Raw genomic sequence first — 18931 nt, 5'->3', positions numbered from 1 at the left:
GATCCCGTTCCCTCGGTCTTTTTTGTGCCGATTGTCCTGACAGTACTATTGCAGAAAAAAGTACGTCAATCCATAATTTGCCAAGCGACCGAGGAATCTGGCCGATTGCGTCCGCGAGGCCGATCGGTCAAAGCATATAGGTCACGTCCGTTCACGAGCATTGTCATGCAAGCTGCCGCCCGACGACCCCGCACCAACCACCTCGACCTGGCGCAGCGCATCCTGGATGTAGCGCGGCAGCGCGGCTTCGAGCCCGGCTCGCGGCTGCCCGAACAGCAGATCGCCTCGCTATGCAATGTGTCGCGCACGCCGGTACGGGCGGCGCTTAGCCTGCTCGCGGAACAGGGCGTTGTGCGTTGGGAGGCTGATTCCGGTTATCACCTGGCCATCGACCTCACGACTCAGCCGGCTATTGCGGCTGAATTGCCTCTTACCGAGGAGGACGAGCTTGCCGAGGCGATCCTGCGCGACCGGTCGGCGCGGCGACTGGACCAGACGGTGACCGTCGCGGCATTGATGCGGCGGTACAGCGCCGAGCGAAAGACGGTACTAAAAGCTCTCAACAAACTGACGGAAGAGAATCTGCTCGACCGCGCGCCCGGCCAATCCTGGCTGTTTCGCCGCGCGCCGGACGATCCGGAGGCACAAGGCGAAAGCTATGAGTACCGCTTGCTACTGGAGCCCGCAGCCATCCTGACGCCCGGCTTCCGGCTGGACGACGCACGCGCCGCGGCCTTGCGCCAGGGCATGGAAGCGCTGTTGGCGCTGCCGGACGCCGCATTCGACACCCGCGAGTTCCAGCGGCTGGACATCGATTTTCACGGCATGCTCGCTGAAGGCTGCGCCAACCGGTTCATTGCCGATGCGCTGGCCGATCACCTCAGGCTGCGCCGGCTGCCCGGCATCTATGCCGGCGTCAACGTCTTCCGGCTGCGGCAATCGCTGCGCGAGCACCTGAATATACTCGACCATCTTGAAAGCCGGCAGTATGAGGTGGCGGCCGATCTGCTTCGCATTCACCTGCGGCTCTCCCGCAACCAGCGACCGCAAGCGGCCAGTCGCGGGGCGCCCGCCCTGTTCGGCATGATCAGCCGGCCGGAATGACGAGGATTAATTGACGCGTAAAGCCAGCCCGACCATCGCGCTGTTTCCCGAAGCGAGTTTCGGCGCGGCGTTGAATTGCGTTGGCATCGCACAAGCATTGCGGGCGAAAGGCGCCCGACCGGTCTTCATCTGCCATGCCGGCTTTTCCGGCGTCTTTGCCGACTATGGTTTTCAGGAATACCAGCTGCCCACCGACGAGCCACTGAGCGACAGCGAGCGCCAGAGCTACTGGCAGGCCTTCGTGCGCAGGCATCTGCCGCATTTCAGGCTGAGCCCGATCGACCAGCTCGAAACCTATGTCGCGCCGACCTGGCAAGCCATCGTCGACACCGCGGTCAACGCCGAAGCGCCGCTGCGCCAATTGCTGGCGCGGCTGAAGCCGGACGCCGTGGTGCTCGACAATGTCATCATGTTCCCGGCGATCGCCGCTGCCGGCTGCCCATGGGTGCGCGTTGTCTCCTGCGCCGAGACCGAGCTTCCGGATGCGCAGGTGCCGCCCTATCTGTCGGGGCTTGGCACTGACGACCCGCAACGCGCGGCGTTCGAGACCCGCTATCTCAAGGCTTCGGCGCCGGCGCATGACCGCTTCAACCGCTTTCGGACGGATGCCGGCCTGGCACCGCTGCCGAAGGGCCTGTTCCTTGAAGTCTCCCCCGATCTCAACCTGCTGCTGACGCCGACGATCGTGCGCCGCGAGCGCGCCGAGCCGCTCGACCCGGCCCGCTTCGTCTATCTCGAAGGCTGCGTGCGTTCGGAAGGACCGTTCGAGGTGCCGGTGTTTCCGCGCAATGGCGGGCCGCTGGTCTATCTCAGCTTCGGCAGTCTCGGCGCCATGGATGTCGGCCTGATCGAGCGCATGCTGGCTGTGTTCGACAGGCTGCCGGCGCGGTTCATCGTCAATGCCGGCGGCCTGCGCGACACGTACCGCGCGGTGCCGGACAATGTCTATCTCGACGCCTGGTTTCCGCAGCCCTCGGTGGTGGCGAAATCCGACCTGTTCATCCATCACGGCGGCAACAACAGCTTTTGCGAGGCGCTGCGCTTCGGCGTGCCGTCGCTGATCATGCCCTATTGCTGGGACGGGCATGACAATGCGCGGCGCGCCGAGGAGACCGGCGTCGGCAACCATATCGGCCGTGACGGCTGGACCGAAGGAGTATTGGAGGGAGCCATTCTCGGCCTGCTGGCCGATGACGCCATGCGCGCCCGCCTCAGGGACAATGCAGCCCATATGGCGCTGACCCCTGGAACGGACGTGGCCGCGCAAGCCATTCTCTCTCTGGTACGGACATGAACGAAATGCTTGATAAAAACGCGAATACCTTGCTCTCCAGCGGCAACGATCCCAGGACCTGGCTAGCCCAGCACGGCATCAACGAGATCGAGTGCCTGGTGCCCGACATGAACGGCGTCCTGCGCGGCAAGGCCTTGCCGACGGCCAAATTCGTCAAGGCGCTGGAAGACCGCGCGCTTTATCTGCCGAGCAGCGCTTTTCTGGTCAGCATCGACGGCCGCTATTCCGGTTCGATCGACGAGGGTTTTGCTTATTCGGACCCGGATATGCGGATGGTGCCTGACGTCTCGACGCTCTGCCTGGCGCCCGGCGCCGGGGCTGGCAAGGCCTATGTGTTTGCCGATGCGTTCCACATGGACGACCGGCCATGGATGGCGTCGCCGCGCCATGTGCTGAGAGCCGTGCTCGATCTCTATCGCCAGCGTGGCTGGCGGGCAGTGGTGGCGCCGGAGCTCGAATTCTATCTGACCGCGCCCAATCCCGACCCCGACCGGCCGCTGACCGCACCGGTCGGCGGCAATGGCCGCACGGAGACCGTGCAGCATCCCTATGACATGGCTGCACTCGAGGAATTCGAGCCGGTGATCCGCCGCATCTATGATTATGCCGCGGCGGCCGGCTTGCCGCTCGACACGTTGATCCATGAATCGGGCACAGCGCAGCTGGAGATCAACTTCCTGCATGGCGATGCACTGCCGCTGGCTGACAAGGTGCTGCTGTTCAAGCGGCTGACGCGCCAGGCCGCGCAGCAGAGCGGCATGCACGCCACCTTCATGGCCAAGCCGATCGCGGCACAGGCGGGGAGCTCGATGCATCTGCACATGTCGGTCATCGATGAGGCCGGCAAGACGCTGTTTGCCGGCACTGACGATGCCGACACGGAAATGTTCGGCCATTTCATCGGCGGCCTGCAAAAATATGTCCCGGAAATCATGCCGCTGTTTGCGCCGAACGTGAACTCGTTCCGCCGCATCCGGCCGAACCACAGCGCGCCGGCCAACATCGAGTGGTCGCATGACAACCGTTCTTGCGGGCTGCGCGTGCCGGCCGGTGGCCGCGCCGCACGTCGGGTGGAGAACCGCTTGCCGGGTGCCGATTCCAATCCCTATCTGGCGATCGCCGGTTCGCTCCTGGCAGGCTATCTCGGCGTCGAGCAGAAGCTGGCGCGGTCGGCCGAGGCGTCTGGCAATGCCTACAAGAACAAGAGCACTTTGCCGAAAACCATGGAGGAGGCGCTGGATCGTTTCACCGCTTGCGACCCGGTGCGGGCACTGCTCGGCGAGGATTTCTTCCAGACCTATCTGCGCGTCAAGAGCGTCGAACTCGACCTGTTCCAGGGCGTGGTGACGAGCTGGGAACGAGACCACCTGCTGTTGAAGGTGTAATGATGGGCTTCAATTCCGAGGGTTTCAATTCCGGTTTGGATATCGGCAAATCCTACTATGTCTCGACGGCGAATCCGTCGCCGGACCATCCTGCCCTGCAAGGCGACGTCAATGCCGACCTGGTTGTGGTCGGCGGCGGCTGTACCGGCCTGTCCGCCGCCCTTCACGCCGCCGAACGCGGGTTGAAGGTGGTGCTGCTCGAAGGTGGCAAGATCGGCTGGGGCGCGTCGGGGCGCAATGGCGGCCAGATGATCCCCGGTCTGCGCAAAGGCGCCAAGGGCCTGGTCAAGCTCTACGGCCCCGAGCGGGCGAAGGCGCTGTTCGACCTCGCCTTCGAGGCGCGCGGGCTGGTGCTCGACATCATCGAGCGCCACGTCATCGATTGCGACCTCAGGCTGACCGGCCATCTGGTCGGCGCGGTCAATGGCTCCGATCTCAAAGACCTTGAGGAAGAGGCCAAGTGCCTGGCCACGGTGATGAAGTTTCCGCATGCCGAAATCCTGTCGGCGGCGGAAGCGCGCGGCAAGGTCGACACGCCCTATCATGGCGCGATGTACGAGCCGCTTGGCGGCCATATGCATCCGCTGAACTACACGCTCGGCCTTGCCCGCGCCGCGGCGGCGGCCGGCGTCATCATTCACGAAAACTCAGTTGCAGTGCGGCTGGAGCGCGAACCTTCGATCCGGGTCTCGACTGCCAAGGGGTCGGTCCGGGCAAAGCATGTCGTGTTGGCGGGCGATGCGCTGCTCAATGGGCTGGAGCCGCGCGTCAACAGCCGCATCATGCCAGTCGGCAACTACATCGTCGCCACCGAGCCGCTGGAGGGCAAACGCAATGTCATCCCGGCCAATGTCGCGGTGTCCGACACCCGCTTCGTCGTCAACTATTACCGCATGTCGGCGGACGGACGCCTGCTGTTCGGCGGCGGTGAGCGCTACACACCGTCGCCGCCGGCCGACATTGCCGGCTTCGTGCGGCCGCACATGGAAAAGACCTTTCCGCAACTTCAGGGCTGCCGCATCGATCATGCCTGGGGCGGGCTGGTGTCGGTGACGACGTCGCGGCTGCCGCATGTCGGGCACTATGGCGAGGTCTATTTCGCGCATGGCTATTCCGGCAAGGGGGTCATCCTGTCGACGCTGTCGGGCAAGCTTTTGGCCGAGGCCATCACCGGTGACGCTTCGCGGCTCGACCTGTTCTCGACGCTCACGCCCATGCCGTTCCCGGGCGGCACGGCGCTGCGCGGTTCGCTCTATGTGCTCGGCATGCTCTGGTACGCGATGCGCGACCGCATCAAACATTGAGTGGCAAGACGCGACCTCGATGATCTAGACCACGAAGAAATCCTCGATGCGCTGCTTGGCCTCAAGCAGTGCCGGCAGGATTTCCCGTTCCATCTCCGCGACGGAGAAGCGGGCGGACTGGGTCGAGACGTTGATGGCCGCAACCGTGCGCTCCGCGCGGTCGTGGATTGGCACGGCGATCGAGCGCAGGCCGAGCTCCAGCTCTTCGTCGACGACAGCAAAGCCGTCCGCCTTGGCCTTGCCAATGGCGTAGGCCAGCAGCCGCCTGTCGGTGATCGTCTTCGGTGTCCGTTTCTCGATCGTCGCCTGGCCGAGAAATGCGTCCAATTCCTGGGGCGTCAGGCCGGCAAGCAGGATGCGCCCCATCGAGGTGCAATAGGCCGGCAGCCTGGTGCCGACGTCGAGCGAGACGCTGAGGATGCGGCGGCCGGGAATGCGGGCGACGTAGACGACATCCTGGCCCGACAGGATCGCCGCCGAGCAGGCCTCATTCAACTCAGCCGCCACTGCGCGCATGGTCGGGGCGGCGAAGCTCCACAGCGAGGCGCCGCCGAGCCAGGTGCGGGCGACGGTCAGCAGGCGCGGCGACAGCGAAAACACGCGGCCTGCCTGGGTGGCGTAGCCGGTGGCGACAAGCGTTAGCAGGAAGCGACGGGCGCCAGCGCGGGTCAGGCCGGCCTCCTCGGCCATTTCAGTCAGTGTCATCCCCGAAGGGTGCCGGGCCAGGATCTCCATGACGGCAAGGCCACGCTCGAGCGAGCCGACATGGTCACGGGAAGCCGCCTCTTCGTCCATCTCACCTCCGCGGAACGGCATCCTTGCCAGGATTGACTCAATGCCCTCATTCAGCATAGAAAGTATTGCATACAAAACATATGTTCGCAATACGAACTTTCTAAGACGCGGAGCCGATGCGATGGTCAAGTTCCTGCCGCTCAAACAGGCCGTGGCCGAGAACCTGAATGATGGTGACGCGGTCGCCTTCGAGGGCTTCACCCATCTGATCCCGACGGCGGCGGCGCATGAGGCGATCCGCCAGGGGTTTCGCGACCTGACCCTGATCCGCATGACGCCGGACCTGATCTACGACCAGATGATCGGCATGGGCATGGCGAAGAAGATCGTCTTCTCCTATGTCGGCAATCCGGGCGTCGGCCTGCTGCGGCGCGCTCGCGACGCCATCGAGAACGGTTTTCCCAGATCGATCGAGATCGAGGAACACAGCCATGCCGGCATGGCCAATGCCTATGAAGCCGGTGCTGCCGGCCTGCCCTGCGCGGTGTTTCGCGGCTATCGCGGCGCTGGGCTGGCGGCGGTCAATCCGAACATCAAGTCGGTCACCTGTCCGTTCACCGGCGAGGTGCTTGCGGCCGTCCCTTCGATCCGGCCCGATGTCACCTTCATCCACGCGCAGAAGGCCGACCGGAACGGCAATGTGCTGGTCGAAGGCATCATCGGCATCCAGAAGGAAGCGGTGCTGGCGGCCAAACGCGCGGTGGTGACGGTGGAGGAAGTGGTCGACAATTTCGACGATCTGCACCCCAATTTGACCGTGCTGCCGCGTTGGACGATCGCGGCGATCTCCGTCGTGCCCGGCGGGTCGCACCCGTCCTACGCGCATGGGTATTACGCGCGAGACAATGCGGCCTATCTGGAATGGGACGAGATCGCCGCCGACCGGGAGAAATTCCAGGCGTGGATGCAGGCGAACGTCATCGAAAAGAGCGCCGACGATTTCGCGGCCCGTGTCGAGCATCTGAGGAAAGCGGCATGAGCGACAATCCGGACTTCACCCCCAACGAGATGATGACGATCGCCGCCAGCCGCGCGCTGCGGAATGACGATGTCTGCTTCGTTGGCATCGGCGCGCCGTCCGCCGCCTGCAATGTCGCGCGGCTGACGCATGCGCCTGACATCACCTTGATCTATGAGAGCGGCACGATCGGCACCGCGCCAGACGTGCTGCCGCTGTCGATCGGCGATGGCGAATTGTGCGAAACCGCGGTCACCACCGTCGCGGTGCCGGAGATGTTCCGCTACTGGCTGCAGGGCGGCCGCATCTCGATCGGGTTTTTGGGTGCTGCCCAGCTCGACAAGTTCGGCAACATCAACACCACCGTCATCGGCGACTATTTCCACCCCAAGACCCGGCTGCCCGGCGGCGGCGGCGCACCGGAGATCGCGACGTCGTCGAAGGAGATCTACATCACCATGGCGCAGACCAAGCGCGGCATGGTCGAAAAGATCGACTTCTTCACCTCCTTCGGCCATGGCGAGGGCGGCGATCATCGAAAGCGTCTCGGCATCGACACCGCTGGCCCGACCTTGCTGATCACCGATCTCGCCATCTGGAAACCGGACCCGGCGACCAAGGAATTCACGGTCGTGTCGCTGCATCCCGGCGTCACGCGCCAGCAGGTGCAGGAGACCTGTGGCTGGATGGTAAAGTTCGCGCAGGCGCTTGACGAAACACCGGCGCCAAGCGAACTCGAACTGACGACATTGCGCGACCTGCAGGCCCGCACCAAGGCGGCGCATGAGGGAAGCGGAAAAGCAAAGGCTGCATGACATGGCCGAGGCCTATATCTGCGATTACATCCGCACGCCGATCGGCCGCTTCGGCGGCTCGCTGTCCTCGGTGCGCGCCGACGACCTTGGCGCGATACCCCTGAGAGCACTGGTCGAGCGCAATCCCGGCATCGACTGGCAAGCGGTCGACGACGTCGTCTATGGCTGCGCCAACCAGGCCGGCGAGGACAACCGCAACGTGGCGCGCATGGCGCTGCTGCTGGCCGGCCTGCCGAAGGAGATCCCGGGCTCGACGGTCAATCGCCTGTGCGGCTCCGGCATGGATGCGCTAACCATCGCCGCGCGCGCCATCAAGGCCGGTGAAGCGGAGCTGATGATATCAGGCGGCGTCGAATCGATGAGCCGCGCGCCCTTCGTCATGCCCAAGGCCGACGCGGCGTTTTCGCGCAACGCCGAGATTTACGACACCACCATCGGCTGGCGTTTCGTCAATCCGCTGATGAAGAAGCAATACGGCGTCGATTCAATGCCGGAGACCGGCGAGAACGTCGCCGAGGATTTTTCGGTGTCGCGCGCCGACCAGGACGCCTTTGCCGTGCGCAGCCAGGACAAGGCTGTCGCCGCACAGGCCAATGGCCGGCTGGCGAAGGAAATCACCCCGGTGACGATCCCGCAGCGCAAGGGCGACGCAGTGGTTGTGTTGAAGGACGAGCATCCCCGCGCCGGCACCACGGTCGAGGCGCTGGCCAAATTGCCGACGCCGTTCCGGCAAGGCGGCACGGTGACGGCCGGCAATGCCTCCGGCGTCAATGACGGGGCGGCGGCGCTGATCGTTGCCTCGGAAGCGGCGGTGAAGAAATACGGCCTGACGCCGATCGCTCGTATCCTTGGTGGCGCAGCCGCCGGTGTGGCGCCACGCATCATGGGTATCGGGCCGGCGCCGGCGACGCAAAGGCTCTGCGCGCGGCTCGGCCTGACGCCGCAGCAATTCGACGTCATCGAGCTCAACGAAGCCTTCGCCTCGCAAGGCATCGCCGTGCTGCGCCAGCTCGGTATTGCCGAGGATGCGGAGCACGTCAATCCAAATGGCGGCGCCATCGCGCTCGGCCATCCCTTGGGCATGTCGGGCGCGCGCATATCCGGCACGGCGGCGCTGGAGCTTCGCGAACGCGGCGGCCGCTATGCGCTGGCAACCATGTGCATCGGCGTCGGCCAGGGCATAGCGATTGCGCTCGAACGGGTTTGATCAGCAGCCTCTCTTGGCCGGCTAAGATCAAGGCTGGATCGGGCGGTCAAATTTGACCATGTGGACAAAAGTCCGGACCCGTTCCATAGTTCCTCGTCTGACATTTTCACGAACAGCCGGCTCGACACGGCTGTCGAACAGAGGGGAATGCAATGGAAAACCGCAAGACCAGAATCCAGATAAAACCTGAAGGGCTTTCGCGACGCAATGTGCTCGAGCTGGGCGCGCTTGGCCTGGCTGCGGCGATGCTGCCGGGCGCCGCCTTCGGCAAGGACAAGAAGCTGAAGGTGGCGGCGATCTTCGCCACGCCGATCGAGGAGCCATGGGACAACCAGATCCATGTCGCCCTGCAGAAGGCCGTTAAGGAACTCGGCATCGAGTACAAATGGTCGGAAAAGGTGCAAACCGCCGATTTCAGCCGCGTCATGCGCGAATATGCGCAAGGCGGCTACCAGCTGGTGCTGGGCGACGCCTTCGCCGCCGAGCGTGAATCGCGCCGCACCGCCAAGCAATTCCCGAAGACCGCCTTCCTGTTCGGCTCCGGCGCCGGACCAGCGGAGCCGAATTTCGGCGTCTTCGACAACTGGATCCACGAGCCGGCCTATCTGTCCGGCATGATCGCCGGCAAGATGTCGAAATCGGGCACGATCGGCGCCGTCGCGGCGATGGGCATTCCGGAGGTGAACCGGCTGGTCAACGCCTTCTTTGCCGGCGCCAAGGAGGTCAACCCCAACATCAAGAAGAAGGTCGCCTTCATCGGCTCCTTCTTCGATCCGCCGAAGGCCAAGGAGGCCGCGGTCGCCCAGATCGACGCCGGTGTCGACGTCATCTATGCCGAGCGTTTCGGTGTCATCGAAGCGGCGGTGGACAAGAAGATCTTCGCCATCTCCAACATGTCCGACCAGTCGAGCCTCGGCCCCGACACGGTCATCACCGGGCCGGTCTGGGATATGTATCCGACGGTCGAGCAGGCGATCAAGCTGGTCAAGGCCGGCGTCTTCACGGCGCAGGACTATGGCGATTTCTCGCGCATGGCCAAGGGCGGCTCGCATCTCGCGCCCTACCATAATTTCGACAAGACGCTGCCCGCCGAGGTCAAGGATCTGGTCGAGAAGAAGAAGGCCGAAATCCTCGAAGGCAATTTCCGCGTCGACGTCGACGAGAACACGCCGGTTTCGGATTAACATTTTTGGGTTCTGTGCTTGTCGCACACTCTGTCCTGCCGGACATCTCCCCTCAAGGGGGGAGATTGGCTGTCGTCTCTACCGTCGAAAATCTCTTGCAGGAAAAGTACTGACATAAGTGAAGGCTGATCTCCCCCCTCGAGGGGGAGATGGCCGGCAGGCCAGAGGGGGGTGCAGCGCATCCCTCAAAGCTGAATCGTAAAGCCAATTCCGATCAGGAGTATCCTTGCCGACGCCCGCCCCACTCATCGAAATGCGCGGCATCACCAAGAGCTTTGGCGCCGTCAAGGCGAACGAGGTCGTCGACCTCAGCGTCGCGCCGGGCGAGATCCTCGGTCTGCTGGGCGAAAACGGCGCCGGCAAGACGACGCTGATGAACGTGCTGTTCGGCGCCTATGCGCCCGACGCCGGCGAGATCTTCATCCAGGGCCAGCCGGTGCGGATCACCAGTTCGGCCGATGCGCTGGCCGCCGGTATCGGCATGGTGCACCAGCATTTCCATCTGGCACCACGACTAACGGTGCTGGAAAATCTGCTCATCGGCATTCCCGGCAGATCGGGGCGGATCGACCGCGCCGGTGGGTTGGCGCGGCTGGCCGAGATCCGCCGCCAGCATGGGCTGACGCTCGATCCCGACCTTCCGGTCTCGGCGCTGTCGGTCGGCGAGCAGCAGCGGCTCGAAATCGTCAAGGCGCTGTTTCGCGGTGCCAGGCTCTTGATCCTCGACGAACCGACGGCGGTGCTGGCGCCAACCGAGGTCGACGGGCTGTTTTCGGCGCTACGCTCGATGGCGGCGCAGGGCCTCGGCATCATCTTCATTTCGCACAAGCTCAACGAGGTACGGGCGCTGACGCATCGCTGCACGGTGCTGCGGCATGGCCGCGTCGCCGGCCGTGTCGATGACCCGGCCAACACGACGTCGGCCGCAATGGCGCAACTGATGTGCGGCCACGAGATCGTGCCGCCGGCGAGGGGGCCATCGACGCCCGGTGCGGCGGTGCTGACGCTCGACGGAATTTCCACATCGCAGCATTCGGGCACGGCGCTACGCGACGTATCGCTTTCCGTCCGCGCTGGCGAGATCCTCGGCATTGCCGGTGTCTCGGGCAATGGCCAGCGGGCGCTTGCGGAGGTGATCTCGGGCACGCGTGCGCCGGATGCCGGTCGGATGACCATCGCCGGCCAAAAAGTGTCTGGGTTTTCGCCGCGCGAGGTGCAGGCGCTTGGCCTCGGTCGCATCCCGGAAGACCGCATGACGACCGGGCTGGTCACCAATCTGCCGCTCGCCGATTCGATGGTGCTGCCGCGCATCGGCACGGCAGCGTTCAGCAGCAAAGGCCTGCTCAAACCGGATGCGATCCGCGCCTTCGCCGAGGCGCAGATCAAGGCCTATGACATACGCTGCCCCGGGCCGATGACCCGCGCCGGGGCGCTGTCCGGCGGCAATCTGCAGAAGGCGCTGCTGGCGCGTGAGCTTGCCTTCGATCCGAAAGTGCTTGTTGTCTCGCAGCCGACGCGCGGGCTCGACATCGGCGCTGCTCGCTTCATCCACGAAAAATTCCTCGACATGCGGGCCAAGGGCTGCGGCATCATCGTTATCGGCGAGGATCTCGAGGAACTGCTGGTGCTCTGCGACCGCATCGCGGTGATGTATGAAGGCCGCATCGTCGGCACGCTCGACAGCGCCGATGCGACGGTGGCCCGGCTCGGGCTGATGATGACCGGCGCGGAGGGCCACAGCTGATGTTCCGCCTGGAAGTCCGCACCTCGACGCCGGCCTGGTTCAATCTGGCTTTGCCGCTGCTGGCGATCGCAGCCACGCTTGTCCTGTGCAGCGGCCTGATCGCGCTGGCCGGGGCCGGCGTCCTCGAAGCCTATGGCGTAATGTTCACCGCCTCGCTTGGCGACAGCTACGCGATCACCGAAACGATGGTGCGTGCTGCGCCGATGATCTTCACCGGGTTGGCGGTGGCGGTCGCCTTCCGGGCAAAATTCTGGAACATCGGTGCCGAGGGGCAATTGCTGGCCGGCGCTGTCGCCAGCTGCTTTGTCGGCGCGATCCCGATGCCGGGGCCGCTCGCCATGCTGTTGATGGCGGTGGCCGGGGCTGCCGCAGGCGCTGCCGTCGCCCTGGTGCCGGCGACGCTGCGGGTCAAATTCAAGGTCGATGACGTGGTCAGTTCGCTGCTGCTCAACTCGGTCATCTACTATGCGCTGATGGCGCTGATCGAGGGGCCGTGGAAGGACAGTTTCAGCGGCTATCCGATCTCGCCACCGATCGAGGATTCGGCGAATTTTCCGGTTTTGCTCGAAGGCACGCGGCTGCATCTCGGTGTTGTCGTGGCGCTGATCGCGGCACCGGTCATCTGGTTCCTGATCGTGCGCACGACGCTCGGCTTCAGGATCAGGGTCACCGGCGAGAATCCGGAAGCCGCGCGCTATGGCGGCATCCATGTCGAGCGGGTGCTGATCTCGACCGCGCTGCTGTCCGGCGCGCTTGCCGGGCTGGCCGGTGTCGGCGAAGTCGGCGGCGTGCATTTCCAGGTGATGAGCGACATCTCGCCGGGCTACGGCTATTCCGGCATCGTCGTTGCCATGCTGGCGCGGCTCAATCCGCTTGGCGTGGTGCCGGCGGCGATCTTCCTGGCCGCGGTGATGACCGGCGCCGAAGCGATGTCGCGGGCGACCGGCGTGCCGGCCTTCCTCAGCGATGTCATCCAGGGCACGGCGCTACTCGCCATGCTGGTGGCGCTGCTGTTCACCGCCTACCGCATCCGCCGCGTCGGAGCCGCCCGATGAGCGCCGTGTTCGAACAGATTTTTCAGGTCGGCTTCCTGGCCGCCATCATTCGCATCGCCACGCCGCTGGCGTTTGCCACGCTCGGCGAAATGTTCTCCGAGCGCGCCGGCGTGCTCAACCTCGGCATCGAAGGCATCATGCTCTTGTCGGCGATGACCGGCTTCACCGCCACCAGCCTTAGCGGCAGCCTGTGGCTCGGCGTGTTGGCGGCCGTGCTGACCGGCATGCTGATGGGCGCGCTGCATGCACTGTTCACCGTTGCGCTGGGCCTGAGCCAGCATGTCTGCGGCATTGGCGTGACACTGTTTTCGTCGGGCCTCGCCTATTTTCTCTACCGGCTGATCTTCGGCCAGCAATCGGTGCCGCCTAGTATCAAGGGGTTCGAGACGCTGCCGATCCCGGTCCTGTCGAGCATTCCGGTGCTTGGGCCGGCGGTTTTCAACCAGTTTGCGCTGGTCTACATGGCGATCCTTGCCATTCCGCTGGCCGCCTTCGTGCTCTACCGCACGCCATGGGGCCTGTCGGTGCGCATGGTCGGCGAAAATCCGCGCGCCGCCGATTCGGCCGGCGTCAGCGTCATCGCGACGCGCTTCCAGGCGGTTATTCTCGGCGGTGCGCTGATAGGGCTGGCCGGCGCCTTCCTGTCGATGGCGCAGTTCAACGCCTTCACCTTCGGCGTGGTGTCCGGCCGCGGCTGGGTGGCAATCGCGCTGGTCGTGTTCGGCCGCTGGGATCCGTGGCGTTCGGCGGGGGCGGCGCTGCTGTTCGCCTTTGTCGATGCCTTGCAGTTGCGCATGCAGGCGAGCGGGCTGGGGCATATCCCCTACGAGGCGTTCCTTATGCTGCCTTTCATCTTCACCATTGTCGCCATGGCCGTCATGTCGCGCAACGCGGTGGCGCCGTCGGCACTGCTCAAGCCGTTTCGCAGGGAGGAGCGCTGACGGCCAGGGGCTGTCAGCGTTCCGTTGGTCACATCGCGGTAAAGCCGTTGTCGACGAACAGATGCGCACCGGTGACGAAGCTGGCCTCGTCGCTGGCCAGGTAAAGCGCGGCCTTCGCCACCTCTTCCGGCTCGCCGATCCGGCCCTGCTGCGCTGCCAGTGCTGCGTCGGAGACGTCGACGCCGAGCCGGCCGAGATCAGCAACCTCGCGCAGGCCGTGCGGCGTGCGGATGAAGCCGGGGCAGACCGCGTTGCAGCGGATGTTGCGGTCGCGGAACTCGACGGCTATGGCACGCGCGAACATGTGGCAGGCGCCCTTGGTGGTGTCATAGAGCACTTCCATCGGCGTTGCCGCCACCGCCGAGATCGACGAGGTGCAGACGATCGAACCGCCGCCTGCGGCAATCATGCCGGGCAGCACGGCGCGTGTCATCAGGAACATCGAGCGCACATTGACGGCATGCAGCCAGTCCCATTCCTGCACGGTCGTCTCCAGGAAGGGTTTGATGACGATGGTGCCGGCATGGTTGAACAGCACGGTGACCGGGCCGAGTTTTTCGGTCGCGCCTTTCACGGCGGCCTCGACCTGGGCTTCATCGGACACGTCGGCGACCCAGTGTTCGGCGCTGTGCCCCCGCGCGCGTATCGCCGCCGCGGTTGCAGCGGCCGCCTCGCCATTGCGGTCGATGATCGCCACCTTGGCGCCTTCCGCGGCGAACAGCTCCGAGGCCGCGCCGCCCATTCCCGTTGCACCGCCTGAAATGATGGCGACCTTGCCGACCAGTCTTGCGCCCATTTTTCTGCTCCCTTGTCAGACGATTTCGTGTTTGCCGAGTGGGCGATGCTATCCCGCCCGCTCCGGGCGGCCAATGCACGAATTGGGTGCGGCGGAGACAAGGACTTCGGTCCATCCAGGACCCAGAGCAATGCGGGCGGCCATGTTGAGCAGTGGCCCCAAGCACGTCCTCTCAGCAAGCCGTTGCCAATTTTCGGCTCGATATGAGAAAATCTTTCTGCCTATCGTCAAAAAATAGCAATCGACAAAGTCTACAAGTTTTATAGATTAACCAGCGAGACGGAGGTCGATATGTCCTATATCCAGAACGCCCAGACGGATCGCAGCGGCCAGAGGCTGGCCAATGCTCAGGCCTTTCGCCCGGCCTATGCCGGTGCCTTCGCCTATCTCGTCTTTGCCCTTGCGTTCGTGTTCACCGGGGCCGTTGTTCTGGGCCTTATTCCCTGACTCGTCAGATCGACCGGAGTTAGCTACCCGCCGCTTTCAGGTAATCGGAGTTGAGTGAACCGGATACTCGGTGCGCTTTCGCGCGGCTGGGATTCGAATTTCACCGCATCAGTGATTCCAGAGATGGAGGAGATGGCAATGCCGATCGAGTTCACGCATGTTCCCGGAAAGACTCATCCCGCTGGTACCGCCGTTCCCTTTTTCTACGACTTTGCCGAGACCGCGACCAAGCTCGGGCTGGTCGAGGATAGCGGCTTCAGGAAGATCGTCGTCGACGATTCGGCCGGGCTGCTGACCAATATGGATCTTGCAGCCCAGGTGCTCGACCGCACCTCGTCGCTGGAAGTCGTGCTCACCCACTGGGCGGGCGTGGTCGAACCGACGGTGGCGGCCCGCCAGCTGGCGTCGATCGACAGGAAAAGCGGCGGACGGCTGGCGCTCAGGATGATCAGCGAGCCGCTGAACGACGACGATGCCGAAACGCGGCCGGTCGGGCACACCGTCATCTGGCAGCGCATCGACGAATATCTGGTCCTGCTGAAACGGCTGTGGTCGAACGACCGGCCGTTCGACCATGAAGGCGCGTTCTACAGCGTCAAGGGCGGCTATGTGCCGCGCAAGGGTCCGCACGGCGCCGACCTGGTCATCCGCATGGGCGGGCAGTCCGGAACGGCGCTCAAGGTGGCCGGCCGGCACGCCGATGTCTTCGAACTGGCGCCAGGCTCGATCGACGAGGTCCGGCAGCTGATGGAGCGGGTGCGCGGCGCCGCCGCCGAACATGGCCGGGCCGGCAAGCTGCGCTTTGCGCTTCCGGTCAGGATTCACCAGGGCGCTGCCGCCGCCACCGGCCACAAGGCGGTCGATGTTGCCGGGCCGCCAGCCCAGGCCGCCTTGTCGTTGCTTGCCTATGCGGCTCTCGGGATCGATGAATTCATGATTGTCGGCGTCGACACGCCGCGCGAGATCGCAACGGTCGGCCGCGAAACGATCGCCCTGCTGCGCAATTCGCTGGCGCGTCGCGAGGCGGAGGTGCCGCAGCCTGGGGCATATGCGCCGCGCGTGCCGCAAGTGGCGCGTGCAGCGGGCTGAGCAGGCGCCGTTGGAGTTAACCTGTCGCGCCACTCAGCCGCGCCAGGCCTTCGACAACTGCGCTCGACTCCGTCAGCGTGCCGAAGACGCCGTCCTCGACTGTCACCATGTGAAGCGCCGCCTCATGCGCCTTCTGGTCGCCGCTGGCGCAAGCGTCCGAGATCGTCAGGCACTGAAAATTGCGGTCGCAGGCCTCGCGCAGCGTGGTGTGGACGCAGACATCCGTCGTGCAGCCGGAAAACATCAGATGCGTGATGCCTTGCGCGCGCAGCACAAGCTCGAAATCCGTATAGGTGAAGGCGCTGTTGCAGGTCTTGTCGACGATGATGTCCTGCGGCGCGACATCGATCTCCGGAACGATCTGAAACCCCGGTCCCGAGCGAAGCAGGATTTCGGTGCCTTCGAGCCCGGCGCGCTTGCGGCGCCATTTCTCGTAAGGCGTCATGTCGGCCATGTCGGCTCGATAGCCCTGCCTTGTGTGGATGATCCGGACACCGGCCTTGCGGCCGGCAGCAATCAGCCGGTTCACGGTCGGCAGGATCGCCCTTAGCGGCGAGGGGTCATATCCCTGCCTGGCGAAATAGCCAGTCGTTGACAGGAAATCCTGCTGCAGGTCGATGACAACAAGCGCGGTGTTTTCGGCCACCAGCCTGCCATCATAGGGGAAGTCGAAGGGTGTCGCCTTGATCATCTTTGGCTCCCAGTTTTCGACCGGCACTCGAGTTTGCCTTGACGCAATTCCGGACGGAAAACCGTTTCACACTTTTCCTGGAATTGCTCCAGCCACTTTGCATCAACGCGACGACAACAGATGCCGGGCGTCATGCAGCCGGCGGCAGATGCCGGCGGTGCGGATCCGAATTTCGCGGCGATATTGACGGTCGCGACGAATTGTTGATCGTTGCAGTCATCTTCAATGTTGACTAGTAAGGTCATGTTTCATAGTCAATCGGGCATCGGCCTGCCGAAACCAGAATCTGGAGATGCGGGCGGTCGCGCTGGAGAGAAGCCATGACCGTGGCTGGAATTGATGCCCAGACTGCCTTCCATATCGACGCGGTGCGCTTTGCTGTCGGCGGGCGGACGCTGCTCGGTCCGGTTTCGCTCGAACTGGAGCGCTCGCGTGTCTACGGGCTGATCGGCCATAACGGGTCGGGCAAGTCGACGCTGATCAAGCTCATCGCGCGCCAGCAGCCGGCAAGCTCAGGCGCCATCACCTTCGCCAAGCGCCCGCTGCTGCAATGGGGTGCCCGCGAACTCGCCCGCGCGCTCGCCTATCTGCCGCAGACGACGCCGGCGGCGACCGGTCTTACGGTGCGCGAACTGGCGACGCTCGGGCGCTATCCCTGGCATGGTGCGCTGGGCCGTTTCCGCGTGGAAGACAGGCAGCATGTCGACGAGGCGCTAGCCCTGACCGACATGGAAGGTTTCGCTGAGCGGCTGGTGGACGAATTGTCCGGCGGCGAACGCCAGCGCGCCTGGCTCGCTATGCTGGTGGCGCAGAATGCCGGCGTCATGCTGCTCGACGAGCCGATCTCAGCGCTCGACATCGCCCATCAGGTCGAGGTGCTTGGGCTGGTCAGGGATCTCAGTCGCAAACGCGACCTTTGCGTCGTCGTCGTGCTGCACGATCCCAACATGGCGGCGCGCTATTGCGACGAGCTGATCGCGCTGAAGGACGGCAAGCTGCTGACACGCGGCACACCCGGCGAAATCATGCGCAGCGATGTGCTGAAAGGCATTTTCGGCGTGGAGATGGGCGTGTTCGCGCACCCCGTCACCGGCCAACCGGTCGGCTATGTGCAGTGACGAGACGTGCCTGTGGTGGCGGCTGGCCGCTGTGAGAACAAGGAAGAAGCTGTTGTCGAGAAATGGTTTGTTGGCGGCGTTGGTCGCATCGGTGATCCTGTCGGCCGGCTGTGCGACGGCCCAGGAGCAACCGGCCGGCGCCGCCCCCGCGATCGAGGCGCCTGCCGCGCCGGCAGTCGCGCCGCCGGCCACGGTGGCGCCTGCGCAACAGCAGCCAGGCGCCCAGCCGAACACGCCGGCCGAGGCAGGGCCTTCGACGGCGATGGAACTGACCTTGCCGCATGATCTGTCGCCATGGGGCATGTTCATGGCGGCCGATATCATCGTCAAGGCGGTGATGATCGGACTGGCCTTTGCCTCCCTTGTCACCTGGACGATATGGCTGGCCAAATCGCTGGAAATCTTCGGCGGCAAGCTGCGCATCCGTCGCGCCGTCCGGGCGATCGGCGATGCCGCCACGCTGAAGCAGGCCAGCCGTGCGCTCGATCGCAGCGGCGGCCCCGGCGCGCTTCTGGTGCGGGCGGCCGAGGAGGAGACCGCGCTTTCGGCCGGAGCGCTCGACCATGTCTCGGGCGATGGGCTGAAGGAACGGGTCACCTCGCGCCTGTCGCGCATCGAGGCGGCGGCGTCGCGGCGCATGTCGCGTGGCACCGGCCTGCTGGCGACGATCGGCTCGACCGCCCCTTTCGTCGGCCTGTTCGGCACCGTCTGGGGCATCATGAACGCCTTCATCGGCATCTCACAGGCGCAGACCACCAATCTCGCCGTGGTCGCGCCTGGCATCGCCGAAGCGCTGCTGGCCACGGCGATGGGCCTTGTCGCGGCGATACCGGCTGTCGTCATCTACAACGTCTTTGCCCGCTCGATAGCCGGCTACCGGCAGATCCTCGCCGATGCCTCGGCGGGGGTCGAACGGCTGGTCAGCCGTGACCTCGACTTCCGCATCGTCGCGCCGGCAACGGCGATGGCTGCGGAATGATGGCGGCGGACTAGCGGAGCAAGGC

General features: G+C 64.7%; 19 protein-coding genes. 15 read left to right on the top strand and 4 right to left on the bottom strand.

Going from position 1 to position 18931, the window contains the following annotated elements:
* The first annotated feature begins 165 nt into the window (after window positions 1-165).
* From B5V02_RS34825 to B5V02_RS34810, 4 genes are read left to right on the top strand one after another with little or no spacing between them, the layout of a single operon-like run.
* On the top strand, window positions 166-1104 hold the full coding sequence (locus B5V02_RS34825) for a GntR family transcriptional regulator (protein ID WP_111548464.1): 939 nt from the start codon (window positions 166-168) through the stop codon (window positions 1102-1104).
* 10 nt (window positions 1105-1114) lie between these two features.
* Entirely contained in the window at window positions 1115-2398 is a 1284-nt protein-coding gene (locus tag B5V02_RS34820; RefSeq protein WP_111548463.1) for a nucleotide disphospho-sugar-binding domain-containing protein, read from the top strand.
* A 5-nt stretch (window positions 2399-2403) separates the two neighbouring features.
* The gene (locus tag B5V02_RS34815; RefSeq protein ID WP_111548575.1) at window positions 2404-3783 is read left to right on the top strand and encodes a glutamine synthetase family protein; all 1380 of its coding nucleotides are present in this window, start codon (window positions 2404-2406) and stop codon (window positions 3781-3783) included.
* Window positions 3783-5087, top strand: coding sequence for an NAD(P)/FAD-dependent oxidoreductase (locus B5V02_RS34810; RefSeq protein WP_167458790.1), 1305 nt, complete (start codon window positions 3783-3785; stop codon window positions 5085-5087). The genes B5V02_RS34815 and B5V02_RS34810 overlap by 1 nt, the downstream gene beginning before the upstream one ends.
* A gap of 24 nt (window positions 5088-5111) precedes the next feature.
* Here B5V02_RS34810 and B5V02_RS34805 read toward each other — a convergent pair whose 3' ends face one another.
* Entirely contained in the window at window positions 5112-5882 is a 771-nt protein-coding gene (locus B5V02_RS34805) for an IclR family transcriptional regulator domain-containing protein (RefSeq protein WP_111548574.1), read from the bottom strand.
* 121 nt (window positions 5883-6003) lie between these two features.
* On the opposite strand from B5V02_RS34805, the gene B5V02_RS34800 reads away from it, so the two are divergent.
* From B5V02_RS34800 to B5V02_RS34770, 7 genes are all read left to right on the top strand, one after another.
* Complete coding sequence (locus B5V02_RS34800; RefSeq protein ID WP_111548461.1) at window positions 6004-6861, top strand: CoA transferase subunit A; 858 nt, start codon at window positions 6004-6006, stop codon at window positions 6859-6861.
* On the top strand, window positions 6858-7655 hold the full coding sequence (locus B5V02_RS34795; protein WP_111548460.1) for a CoA-transferase subunit beta: 798 nt from the start codon (window positions 6858-6860) through the stop codon (window positions 7653-7655). The genes B5V02_RS34800 and B5V02_RS34795 overlap by 4 nt, the downstream gene beginning before the upstream one ends.
* 1 nt (window position 7656) lies before the next feature.
* On the top strand, window positions 7657-8862 hold the full coding sequence (gene pcaF, locus B5V02_RS34790; protein WP_111548573.1) for a 3-oxoadipyl-CoA thiolase: 1206 nt from the start codon (window positions 7657-7659) through the stop codon (window positions 8860-8862).
* Between the two features lie 152 nt (window positions 8863-9014).
* Window positions 9015-10046, top strand: coding sequence for a BMP family protein (locus B5V02_RS34785; RefSeq protein WP_111548459.1), 1032 nt, complete (start codon window positions 9015-9017; stop codon window positions 10044-10046).
* A 253-nt stretch (window positions 10047-10299) separates the two neighbouring features.
* A complete protein-coding gene (locus tag B5V02_RS34780) occupies window positions 10300-11790 on the top strand; it encodes an ABC transporter ATP-binding protein (protein WP_111548458.1) in 1491 nt (496 codons plus the stop codon).
* On the top strand, window positions 11790-12845 hold the full coding sequence (locus B5V02_RS34775) for an ABC transporter permease (RefSeq protein WP_111548457.1): 1056 nt from the start codon (window positions 11790-11792) through the stop codon (window positions 12843-12845). The genes B5V02_RS34780 and B5V02_RS34775 overlap by 1 nt, the downstream gene beginning before the upstream one ends.
* Window positions 12842-13786 carry an ABC transporter permease gene (locus tag B5V02_RS34770; RefSeq protein WP_111548456.1) on the top strand — a complete coding sequence of 315 codons (945 nt, stop codon included), beginning with the start codon at window positions 12842-12844 and terminating at the stop codon, window positions 13784-13786. Before B5V02_RS34775 ends, B5V02_RS34770 begins: the two co-directional genes overlap by 4 nt.
* A 28-nt stretch (window positions 13787-13814) precedes the next feature.
* Here the strand turns inward: B5V02_RS34770 and B5V02_RS34765 are convergent, their stop codons facing one another.
* The gene (locus B5V02_RS34765; RefSeq protein ID WP_111548455.1) at window positions 13815-14582 is read right to left on the bottom strand and encodes an SDR family NAD(P)-dependent oxidoreductase; all 768 of its coding nucleotides are present in this window, start codon (window positions 14580-14582) and stop codon (window positions 13815-13817) included.
* A gap of 291 nt (window positions 14583-14873) precedes the next feature.
* On the opposite strand from B5V02_RS34765, the gene B5V02_RS34760 reads away from it, so the two are divergent.
* Together B5V02_RS34760 and B5V02_RS34755 are read left to right on the top strand one after the other, a co-directional pair.
* Entirely contained in the window at window positions 14874-15029 is a 156-nt protein-coding gene (locus B5V02_RS34760) for a hypothetical protein (protein WP_111548454.1), read from the top strand.
* Between the two features lie 138 nt (window positions 15030-15167).
* On the top strand, window positions 15168-16118 hold the full coding sequence (locus tag B5V02_RS34755; RefSeq protein ID WP_111548571.1) for an LLM class flavin-dependent oxidoreductase: 951 nt from the start codon (window positions 15168-15170) through the stop codon (window positions 16116-16118).
* A gap of 16 nt (window positions 16119-16134) precedes the next feature.
* Here the strand turns inward: B5V02_RS34755 and B5V02_RS34750 are convergent, their stop codons facing one another.
* Both B5V02_RS34750 and B5V02_RS40310 read right to left on the bottom strand, forming a co-directional pair.
* The gene (locus B5V02_RS34750) at window positions 16135-16809 is read right to left on the bottom strand and encodes a cysteine hydrolase family protein (RefSeq protein WP_111548572.1); all 675 of its coding nucleotides are present in this window, start codon (window positions 16807-16809) and stop codon (window positions 16135-16137) included.
* Complete coding sequence (locus B5V02_RS40310) at window positions 16806-17054, bottom strand: hypothetical protein (RefSeq protein ID WP_146606209.1); 249 nt, start codon at window positions 17052-17054, stop codon at window positions 16806-16808. Before B5V02_RS40310 ends, B5V02_RS34750 begins: the two co-directional genes overlap by 4 nt.
* A gap of 75 nt (window positions 17055-17129) precedes the next feature.
* Here B5V02_RS40310 and B5V02_RS34745 point away from each other — a divergent pair, with 75 nt between their 5' ends.
* Both B5V02_RS34745 and exbB read left to right on the top strand, forming a co-directional pair.
* Window positions 17130-17927, top strand: a complete 798-nt coding sequence (locus tag B5V02_RS34745) for an ATP-binding cassette domain-containing protein (protein ID WP_111548453.1) — start codon at window positions 17130-17132, stop codon at window positions 17925-17927.
* Between the two features lie 52 nt (window positions 17928-17979).
* Window positions 17980-18906, top strand: a complete 927-nt coding sequence (gene exbB / locus B5V02_RS34740; protein ID WP_111548570.1) for a tonB-system energizer ExbB — start codon at window positions 17980-17982, stop codon at window positions 18904-18906.
* Window positions 18907-18931: the final 25 nt, after the last annotated feature.

Source organism: Mesorhizobium kowhaii (assembly GCF_003253745.1).
GTDB lineage: Bacteria > Pseudomonadota > Alphaproteobacteria > Rhizobiales > Rhizobiaceae > Mesorhizobium > Mesorhizobium kowhaii.
Note: the sequence above shows the minus strand (reverse complement) of the source record. Positions and strands in the feature narration are given on the sequence as shown.

Excerpts from the sequence above, each read along its gene's own strand:
- B5V02_RS34825 (WP_111548464.1), top strand. The coding sequence starts at position 166 with ATGCAAGCTGCCGCCCGACGACCCCGCACCAACCACCTCGACCTGGCG.
- B5V02_RS34815 (WP_111548575.1), top strand. The coding sequence starts at position 2,404 with ATGCTTGATAAAAACGCGAATACCTTGCTCTCCAGCGGCAACGATCCC.
- B5V02_RS34810 (WP_167458790.1), top strand. The coding sequence starts at position 3,783 with ATGATGGGCTTCAATTCCGAGGGTTTCAATTCCGGTTTGGATATCGGC.
- B5V02_RS34805 (WP_111548574.1), bottom strand. The coding sequence starts at position 5,882 with ATGGACGAAGAGGCGGCTTCCCGTGACCATGTCGGCTCGCTCGAGCGT.
- B5V02_RS34800 (WP_111548461.1), top strand. The coding sequence starts at position 6,004 with ATGGTCAAGTTCCTGCCGCTCAAACAGGCCGTGGCCGAGAACCTGAAT.
- B5V02_RS34795 (WP_111548460.1), top strand. The coding sequence starts at position 6,858 with ATGAGCGACAATCCGGACTTCACCCCCAACGAGATGATGACGATCGCC.
- pcaF (WP_111548573.1), top strand. The coding sequence starts at position 7,657 with ATGGCCGAGGCCTATATCTGCGATTACATCCGCACGCCGATCGGCCGC.
- B5V02_RS34785 (WP_111548459.1), top strand. The coding sequence starts at position 9,015 with ATGGAAAACCGCAAGACCAGAATCCAGATAAAACCTGAAGGGCTTTCG.
- B5V02_RS34780 (WP_111548458.1), top strand. The coding sequence starts at position 10,300 with ATGCGCGGCATCACCAAGAGCTTTGGCGCCGTCAAGGCGAACGAGGTC.
- B5V02_RS34775 (WP_111548457.1), top strand. The coding sequence starts at position 11,790 with ATGTTCCGCCTGGAAGTCCGCACCTCGACGCCGGCCTGGTTCAATCTG.
- B5V02_RS34770 (WP_111548456.1), top strand. The coding sequence starts at position 12,842 with ATGAGCGCCGTGTTCGAACAGATTTTTCAGGTCGGCTTCCTGGCCGCC.
- B5V02_RS34765 (WP_111548455.1), bottom strand. The coding sequence starts at position 14,582 with ATGGGCGCAAGACTGGTCGGCAAGGTCGCCATCATTTCAGGCGGTGCA.
- B5V02_RS34760 (WP_111548454.1), top strand. The coding sequence starts at position 14,874 with ATGTCCTATATCCAGAACGCCCAGACGGATCGCAGCGGCCAGAGGCTG.
- B5V02_RS34755 (WP_111548571.1), top strand. The coding sequence starts at position 15,168 with ATGCCGATCGAGTTCACGCATGTTCCCGGAAAGACTCATCCCGCTGGT.
- B5V02_RS34750 (WP_111548572.1), bottom strand. The coding sequence starts at position 16,809 with ATGATCAAGGCGACACCCTTCGACTTCCCCTATGATGGCAGGCTGGTG.
- B5V02_RS40310 (WP_146606209.1), bottom strand. The coding sequence starts at position 17,054 with ATGACCTTACTAGTCAACATTGAAGATGACTGCAACGATCAACAATTC.
- B5V02_RS34745 (WP_111548453.1), top strand. The coding sequence starts at position 17,130 with ATGACCGTGGCTGGAATTGATGCCCAGACTGCCTTCCATATCGACGCG.